6 protein-coding genes and 1 tRNA gene are annotated in these 7,827 nt (G+C 75.3%); 2 read left to right on the top strand and 5 right to left on the bottom strand.

All coding sequences use genetic code 11. The features are described from left to right. Positions 1 to 279 precede the first annotated feature (279 nt). Positions 280 to 2,733 carry an alpha-galactosidase gene (locus PAI11_RS19170; RefSeq protein ID WP_040601014.1) on the top strand — a complete coding sequence of 818 codons (2,454 nt, stop codon included), beginning with the start codon at positions 280 to 282 and terminating at the stop codon, positions 2,731 to 2,733. Positions 2,734 to 2,840: 107 nt separating this feature from the next. Here PAI11_RS19170 and PAI11_RS19165 read toward each other — a convergent pair. The 4 genes from PAI11_RS19165 to trhA all read right to left on the bottom strand — a co-directional run bounded on the left by PAI11_RS19165 (position 2,841) and on the right by trhA (position 5,733). Then, positions 2,841 to 2,930 (bottom strand) — tRNA-Ser (locus PAI11_RS19165). 13 nt (positions 2,931 to 2,943) lie between these two features. Then, complete coding sequence (locus PAI11_RS19160) at positions 2,944 to 3,675, bottom strand: response regulator (RefSeq protein WP_007577876.1); 732 nt, start codon at positions 3,673 to 3,675, stop codon at positions 2,944 to 2,946. Further along, a complete protein-coding gene (locus PAI11_RS24790) occupies positions 3,675 to 4,970 on the bottom strand; it encodes a sensor histidine kinase (RefSeq protein ID WP_007577875.1) in 1,296 nt (431 codons plus the stop codon). Before PAI11_RS24790 ends, PAI11_RS19160 begins: the two co-directional genes overlap by 1 nt. Before the next feature lie 85 nt (positions 4,971 to 5,055). Beyond that, positions 5,056 to 5,733 carry a PAQR family membrane homeostasis protein TrhA gene (gene trhA / locus PAI11_RS19150; RefSeq protein ID WP_007577874.1) on the bottom strand — a complete coding sequence of 226 codons (678 nt, stop codon included), beginning with the start codon at positions 5,731 to 5,733 and terminating at the stop codon, positions 5,056 to 5,058. 167 nt (positions 5,734 to 5,900) lie between these two features. On the opposite strand from trhA, the gene msrA reads away from it, so the two are divergent. After that, positions 5,901 to 6,599 carry a peptide-methionine (S)-S-oxide reductase MsrA gene (gene msrA, locus PAI11_RS19145; RefSeq protein ID WP_007577873.1) on the top strand — a complete coding sequence of 233 codons (699 nt, stop codon included), beginning with the start codon at positions 5,901 to 5,903 and terminating at the stop codon, positions 6,597 to 6,599. 28 nt (positions 6,600 to 6,627) lie between these two features. On the opposite strand, the gene PAI11_RS19140 is transcribed toward msrA, so the two are convergent. After that, the coding region (locus PAI11_RS19140) for an SbcC/MukB-like Walker B domain-containing protein (protein ID WP_040601013.1) at positions 6,628 to 7,827 on the bottom strand (1,200 nt) is incomplete at its 5' end.

Here is a 7,827-nt window from a genome sequence, read left to right as displayed (position 1 = left end):
CGGACGCCTCCGCCGACACGGCGCCGGACGCCTCCGCCGACACGGCGGCAAGCCCGTCCGACGACGCGGACGCGAGCCCGTCCGACGACACGGCGGCGAGCCCCTCGTCCGAGGACGCTGCCGCGCAGGGCGAGGGCGCCGCGACGCCGGCCCTGGCCGCCGCCGGCTGAGCCACGCAGCCTGGCGCCGCGTCCCCCCGATCGCGGGTGGGCGCGGCGCCTGGCCGTTCACCGCACGGTCACCGGCCCGCCCCGGCGGGCTCGTACCGTTGCGGCCTTCATGACACGCCCCAGAGCCCTGGCCCTGCTCGTCACGGGCATCCTGCTCGTCGCCGGCGGGCCGCCGGCGACACGGTCGGCGGCGGCGCAACCAGCGCCGGTCGCGGTGCAGGGCAGCGTCTCGAGCGGCGCTGCCGTGCTCGGCAACGGGGTCGTCGAGCGACGCTGGACGTTCACGGCCGGACAGGCGACCACGTCGTCCTGGCGCGACCTGGTGACGGGCGGCCAGTGGGCGCTGCCCCGGTCGGAGGACTTCTCGCTGACGGTCGACGGGCGGACCGTCGGTCCCGCGTCGGGACTGACCCTCGTCGAGGCGCGCGCGGGGAGCGTCGCCGTCGACCGCGCCCGGCCGGGAGCCGCCGGCGGTCGCCAGGTGGTGCTCCGCTTCCGCCTGGACGCTCCGCGCGTCGAGGTCACCCGCAGCTACGCGCTCTTCCCCGGCTCGGCGGTGATGGCCGTCGGGACCACGGTCCGCAACGAGTCCGGATCGACGGTGCAGATCGGCGACCACGCGCTGGAGCAGCTGGACACGCCGCTCGGCGGCGAGGGCGAGGTGCGCGCGCTGCAGGCCGGCGCGACCTATCAGCTGGAGCACCTGCAGCTGCACCGCGAGCGCGCCGGGTTCGACCACGAGGGCGAGATCTTGCGAGTCGACGACGGTCGCGGCGCCGGGATCTTCCTGATCAACGGCCGCCGCAGCGCGCCCTCGACGCGGGCGGGGCGGACGCCGGTCGCCGGCGGCTGGAGGACCTGGGTGGGCGCGCAGCCGCAGCGCGAGCTCGGGATGGCCCCGATCCTGATCGTGCGCCCGCAGAGCCAGTCCAACCGGATCCTGAATCCGCTCTGGCCGATCGCCGGCCACGTCCGCCGGATCGGTCCGGGGAACCAGGTCGACCTGGGCCGCGCCTGGCTCGGCGCCTACCACGGCGGCGCGGACGCGGCCCCGGCCGCCTGGGTGCGCGAGCTGCAGGAGCACGTGATGCCGCCGCTGCCGGGCGACGTGCAGCAGAACACCTTCCATCCCTTCCCCGACGGCGAGGACTCCAACGAGCGGGCGATGGCGACCGTCGCCGACGCGGCCAAGGCGGTCGGGGTCGAGACGCTGGTGCTCGACGACGGCTGGCAGGGCGGGCCGGGCGGGCTGGCGGGGGACTGGCGGATGGACCCGGCGCGCTATCCCGATCGCGACGGCGACGGAGTCGTCGACTTCGCGGAGCGGCTGGAGCGGCAGGGGATCCGGCTGGGCCTGTGGATGCAGCTGGCGCTGTTCCACCGCGACTCCGACGCGTTCCGCCAGCATCCCCAGTGGGCGTGCGCTCCGCTCGGCCTGGTCGGCGCGGCCGTCGAGGACTACAACGGGCTCGGCTTCTGGGACCTGAACCAGCCGCAGCTGCGCGCCCACCTGCTGTCCGCGGTCGACCGGATCCTCGCGCAGACCCACGCGCGCGAGCTGAAGCTGGACAACATGACCTGGATGGGCTGCGTCGGCCACGACTTCGAGGACATGCACGACGCCTGGCTGAGCCTCGTGCGCGAGATCCAGCGGCGTCACCCCGATGTCGTGCTGCAGTCCGACGAGACCGTCGACATGCGCACGTGGCCGTTCGAATCGGCCGCGATCGGGCCGTCGTGGTTCGAGGACGACCACCTGCATGACGGCGTCGGGCTGGTCGCCAACCACCTCTACGACCTGTGGTCGCAGGCGCCCTGGATGCCGCTGTCGCTGGTCGGGCTGCCGGCGCTCCACGACCTGCCCGACGGCGTCTCGGTCCGCGACGTGATGCCGATCGAGCTGCTGGCCCGGACGACCTTCTGGGCCGACCTGCGCAAGCTCGGACGCGACGCCGCCGAGGTCCGCTGGTGGCTGCGCTACCGCGCCGAGCATCGGCAGGCGCTGACCGGGATCAGCCACCCCCTGACCGACGAGAGCCCGCTCGGCGAGGGCTGGACCGTGCTGCAGGCCGGCGACGGTCGCGAGGTCCATCTGGTGGCGGCGCGCCAGCAGGCGCCCGCCGCGATCCGCACGGTGCGGCTGCGCCGGCTCGACCCGCAGCTCCGCTACGCCGTGCGCGACGTCCGCAGCGGCCAGGCGCTGGGCGCGTGGAGCGGCGCCGAGCTGATGGGGCCGGGGCTGCGGGTGCGGATCGACCGCGTCGGGGCCACGCGGATGCTCGCGGTCGTCGCCGCCCCCGAGCCGAGCGGCCCGCCGCCGTGCTCGTCCACGCGCCGGGTCACGATCCACCTCGGGACCGGAGGGCGCCGGGTCCGGTCCGCCCGCGCGACGGTCAACGGCCGCCGCGTCCCGACGCGGATCGTCGGGCGCAACGGGGTCCGGATCGCCTTCGACGGTCGCGGTCCCGGTCGGGTCCGCGTCCGCGTCCAGGCCCGGACGGTCGACGGTCGCGGCCAGGCGACGACCCGTCGCTACCGGCTGTGCCGGCCAGGCCGGCGCTGAGCGCGGGTCAGTGCGCCGCGGCGGCGCCGCGGCCGACCGCGGTGGCGGGCCCGCGCAGGGCTCGCCAGGACGACGAAACCCCCGTCGAGGACAGGGGTTCCGATCAGCGGAGCGACGGGGATTCGAACCCCGGAGGGAGCTTTCAACCCCCAACTCGCTTAGCAGGCGAGCGCCTTAAGCCACTCGGCCATCGCTCCGTGACGGGCGAGTTTAGCGGCCGTCGCCGGGGCCCGAAGCGCCCCCTGCGGAGAGGTCGCGGCCGGGGGCCTCGGACGGGCCGTCGCCGGGCAGGACGAGGCCGGTCTCGTAGGCGTAGATGACGGCCTGGACCCGGCTCTGGAGGTCGAGCTTGGAGAGGATCCGGCCGACGTGGCTCTTGACCGTCGACTCCTCCAGGACCAGCTCGCCGGCGATCCCGGCGTTCGACAGGCCGCGGGCGATCCCCAGCAGGACGTCGATCTCGCGCGGGGTCAGCTCGGCCAGCGCCGGGTCGTCGCTGCGGGCGGGCTCGACGGCGGCGAAGCGGTGGATCAGGCGCCGCGTGACGTCGGGGGCGATCAGGCCGCCGCCGCCGTGGACCGCCCGCACCGCGCCGATGATCAGGTCGGGGTCGGCGTCCTTGAGCAGGAACCCCGACGCTCCGGCCCGCAGCGCGCCGAAGACGTACTCGTCGAGGTCGAAGGTCGTCACCACGATCACGTCGATCGGCGGGTCGAGGGCGCTCAGGTGACGGGTCGCCTCGAGCCCGTCCATCCGCGGCATCCGGATGTCCATCAGCACCACGTCCGGCCGCCGGCGCTCGGCCTGGCCGACCGCGTCCGCCCCGTCGACCGCCTCGCCGACGACCTCGAAGCCCGGCTCGGACTCGAGGATCCCGCGCAGCCCGCGACGGGCCAGCGGCTGGTCGTCGGCGACCAGCACCCGGATCGGCGGAGCGGTCATCAGGCCGGGACCCCGTCGCGCACGCCGCTCTCGATCGGCAGCTCGGCGTCGACCCGCCAACCGCCCTCCGGCCGCGGCCCGGCGAGCACCCGCCCGCCGACCAGCGCCGCCCGCTCGCGCATCCCGACCAGCCCCTGACCGGTCCGCCGGCGGCGCATCGTCGCGGCGGCGAAGACGGCCATCGGCGGGATCGCGCGCGGCGGCATCACGCCGCCGGCGGTCGACGGATCCGGGGGCAGCGGGATCGACGCGCCGTGGTCGAGCACGTGCAGGTGGATCGCGCGAGCGCCGTAGCGGACCTGGACCTCGGCGACGGCCGGCCGCGCGTGCTTGGCGACGTTCGTCAGCGCCTCCTGGACGATCCGGAACGCGCACTGCTCGACGGGATCGGGCAGCGGCCGGCGGTCGCCGGTCACCGACAGCTGGATCGTGACGCCGCTCGCGCGGGCCGTCTCGACCAGGTGCTCGAGCCCGGTCAGGCTCGGCGCCGGCGCGGTCCCGGTCCCGGTGGCGTCGTCGTGCGAGCGCAGCATCCCGAGCGTCCGGCGGGTCTGGTCGAGCGCCTCGCGACTGGAGCGACGGATCGCGTCGAGCGCGTGGCGGGCCTCCTCGGCGTCCTCGGCCTTGCGGGCGCCGGCGGCCGCCTGCAGGCTGATCGCGCTCAGATGGTGGCCGACGACGTCGTGGACCTCGCGCGCGATCCGGACCCGCTCGTCGGCGACCGCGCGCTGGACCTCGGCGTCGCTCAGCTGCTCCAGCCGCTCGGCGTTGTCGCGGTACTGGTCGGCCAGCTGGCGCTCGCTGCGGATCGCCTCGCCGACCAGGCCGGGCACGGCGCCGCTGAACAGCGACAGGACGATCGCCGGCAGCGACCAGCCGAGGTCGTTGGCGTCGACCAGCAGCCCGAGCGACGTCAGGGCGCCCGCGACCATGATCATCACCGCGCGCCGGCGGGTCCCCGACTCGGCGGCGTAGACGGCGGTCCAGGCGACGGCGATCTGGGCGGTGACTGCGGTGTGGTCGCCGACCAGGGCCAGCAGCGCGGCGAACGACACCAGCAGCGCCGGCAGCGGCGCGATCCGGCTGACGAGGACCGGCACGATCGCGACCAGCAGCAGCAGGACGTCGAGGACGCCCGGCTCGCCCGGCCGCCAGCCGTCCTCGCGGCGCATCGTCTCGTCGGTGAAGAGCAGCGCGCTGATGACGAGCAGCGCGATCGCCATCACGGGCGAGGCGACGCCGGTCCGCTGCAGCACGGACTGCAGGCGGTCCGACCAGGTGGCGGGGCGGGTCACCCGTCGATCGTAGGGCCCGCGGCGCGTACGGGCGACCGCCGAAGGGCGGAACCCGACTCGGCCGACCGGCGGGTCGGCCAGGTCCTCAGGCGTGGGGGACGACGGCGAGCGCGACCACGAGGTAGTGCGCCAGCGCCGCGACGATCACCAGCGCGTGGAAGATCTCGTGGTAGCCGAAGACCCGCGGGAACGGGTCGGGGCGCTTGCCGGCGTAGATGATCGCGCCGGCGGTGTAGAGCAGGCCGCCGCCGAGCAGGCCGACCGCCGGCCACGGGCCGAGGTCGCCGACGAGCTTCGGGAAGAGCGCCATCCCGGCCCAGCCGATCGCCAGGTAGATCGCGGCGCTGACCCACTTCGGGGCGCCGATCCACAGCAGCTTGATCGTGATCCCGATCCCGGCCATGCCCCAGGCGACGCTGAGGACGGTGGTCCGCAGCGGGCCGTCGAGCATGATCGCCGCGATCGGCGTCACGCTGCCGGCGACCATCACGAAGATCATCGAGTGGTCGAGCCGGCGCATCCACGCGCGGGCGCTCGGACGGCGCCAGTTGACCCGGTGGTAGACCGCGCTGACCGTGAACAGGCCGACGATCGAGATCGCGTAGACCAGCGACGCGAGCCGGGCGTTGGCGTTCGGCGCCGAGAGCACGAGGAACGCGCCGGCGAAGGCGGCGACCACGGCGGCCCACTGGTGCAGCACGCCGCGCATCCTCGGCTTGAGGACCGGGGTCGGCAGCATCAGCGTCGGACGAACTTCGACCACCCACCCATCCTACGCGCTGGGAAGGATCCCGGCCACCGTTCGGTGCACGGGTGTACCAGCGATAGTTTCGCGGCTGTTCATCGAGGTTCCCGGGTCCGCTCGCTACGCTCGGACACGGGCCGCTCGCACGGGTCGTGCGGGGGCCGTTCCCCACGACGAGGAGCACCATGCTGTTTCGCCAGAAGGCCGTCGAGCTGATCGATCCGCGGGAGACGCTGCCGGGGCGCGAGCAGCTGATGCCGATCGTCGGCGACCACCCGGTCCTCGGCCGACCGATCGTGCCGCCGCTGCCGGCGGGCAGCGCCCACGCGTTCTTCGGGATGGGCTGCTTCTGGGGCGCCGAGCGCGGCTTCTGGCAGACCCCCGGGGTGCTGGTCACCGCGGTCGGCTACCAGGGCGGCCAGACCCCGAACCCGACCTACGCCGAGGTCTGCTCCGGGCGCACCAACCACACCGAGGCGGTGCTGGTCGCCTGGGATCCGGCGGCGATCGACTTCGAGGCGATCCTGCGCGTCTTCTGGGAGGGCCACGACCCGACCCAGGGGATGCGCCAGGGCAATGACGTCGGGACGCAGTACCGCTCGGCGATCTACGCCACCAGCGACGAGCAGCTGGCGCAGGCCGAGATGTCGCGGACCAACTACCAGCGCTCGCTGAGCGCGGCCGGCCACGGCGAGATCACGACCGAGATCCGCGGCGGGGCGGACGGGCCCGGCAGCTTCGGCAGCGCGCTGCTCGGCGGCCAGGTCCCGTTCTTCTACGCCGAGCCGGACCACCAGGCCTACCTGCACAAGGTCCCGAACGGCTACTGCGGCCACGGCGAGACCGGCGTCAGCTGTCCGATCGGGCTGGTCTCCGCCGGCTGAGCCGCGGGCGCTGTCGCCGGCCGACGGCTCAGAGCGCGGCCGCCGACGGCTGCCGCAGGTGCGAGCCGTCGCGGTGCTTCTCGACCACCAGCTGCATCGGGATCCGCTGCTTCAGCTCGGGGACGTGCGACACGATCCCGACCGCGCGGCCGCCGTCGCGCAGGCCGTCGAGCACGCCGAGGACCTCGTCGAGCGTCTGCTCGTCGAGGCTGCCGAAGCCCTCGTCGATGAACAGCGTCCCGAGGTCGATCCCGCCGGCCTCGGCGCTGACCACCTCGGCCAGCCCCAGGGCGAGCGCCAGCGAGGCGAAGAACGACTCGCCGCCGGAGAGCGTGGTGGTGTCGCGCTCCTCGCCGGTCCAGCCGTCGCGCACCCGCAGCCCGAGCCCGGCGTTGCCCTTGCCGCGCCCGCTGGCCGGCTCCTCGTGCAGGACCAGCGCGTAGCGGCCCGCGGACATCTCCAGCAGGTGGACGGTGGCGGCCGCGGCGACCTGCTCGAGGCGCGCCGCCAGGACCCACGACGAGAGCTGGATCCGGCGCCGGTTGCCGGCTCCGCCGCGGGTCAGCTCGGCCAGCTCGTGGGTCCGGTCGGCCGTCGCCGCCAGCGGCGCCAGCGCGTCGAGGCGCGCCTGCAGCAGCGGCCGCCGCTCGGCCTCGGCCGCGACCCAGCGGGCGATCGTCGCCGCCTCGGTGGTGGCCCGCTCGGCGCTCTCGGCGGCGGCGTTGCGGCGATGCTCGACGGCGACCAGGTCGATCACCGGAGAGGCCGCGACGGCCGCCACCTCGGGCAGTGCCAGGACCCCGCGGGCGGAGGAGCGGGCCTGGTCGACGCGGCGGATCTCGGCCTCGAGCGCGTCGGCGTCGCGCGGGGTGAGGATCGCGGCCTGGAGCGCGGGGACGTCCTCGGCGCCGTCGGCGATCCCGTGCTCGCGCAGGGCGGACGCGAGCGCTCGGTCGGCGTCCTCGCGCGCGATCCGGGCGGCGGCGTCCGCCTCGTGCGCGGCGCTCGCCTTCTCCAGGAAGGTCGCGTCGTGGCGTAGCGACGCGACGCGAGCGGCGACGTCGGGGAAGCCGGCCCGCTCGCGCTCGAGCCGCTCGCGCAGCCGGCCGAGCTCGCCGTCGAGGGCGGCCGCCTGGGTGCCGAGCGTGGTCGCGCGCTCGCGCGCCCGCTGCTGGGCGTCGCGGTCGGCGGCGGTCCGCTGCTCGAGCTGCGCCCGCTCGGCGGCGAT

It is taken from the genome of Patulibacter medicamentivorans (genome assembly GCF_000240225.1).
Taxonomy (GTDB): domain Bacteria; phylum Actinomycetota; class Thermoleophilia; order Solirubrobacterales; family Solirubrobacteraceae; genus Patulibacter; species Patulibacter medicamentivorans.
This window is presented reverse-complemented; position numbering and strand designations above follow the sequence as displayed.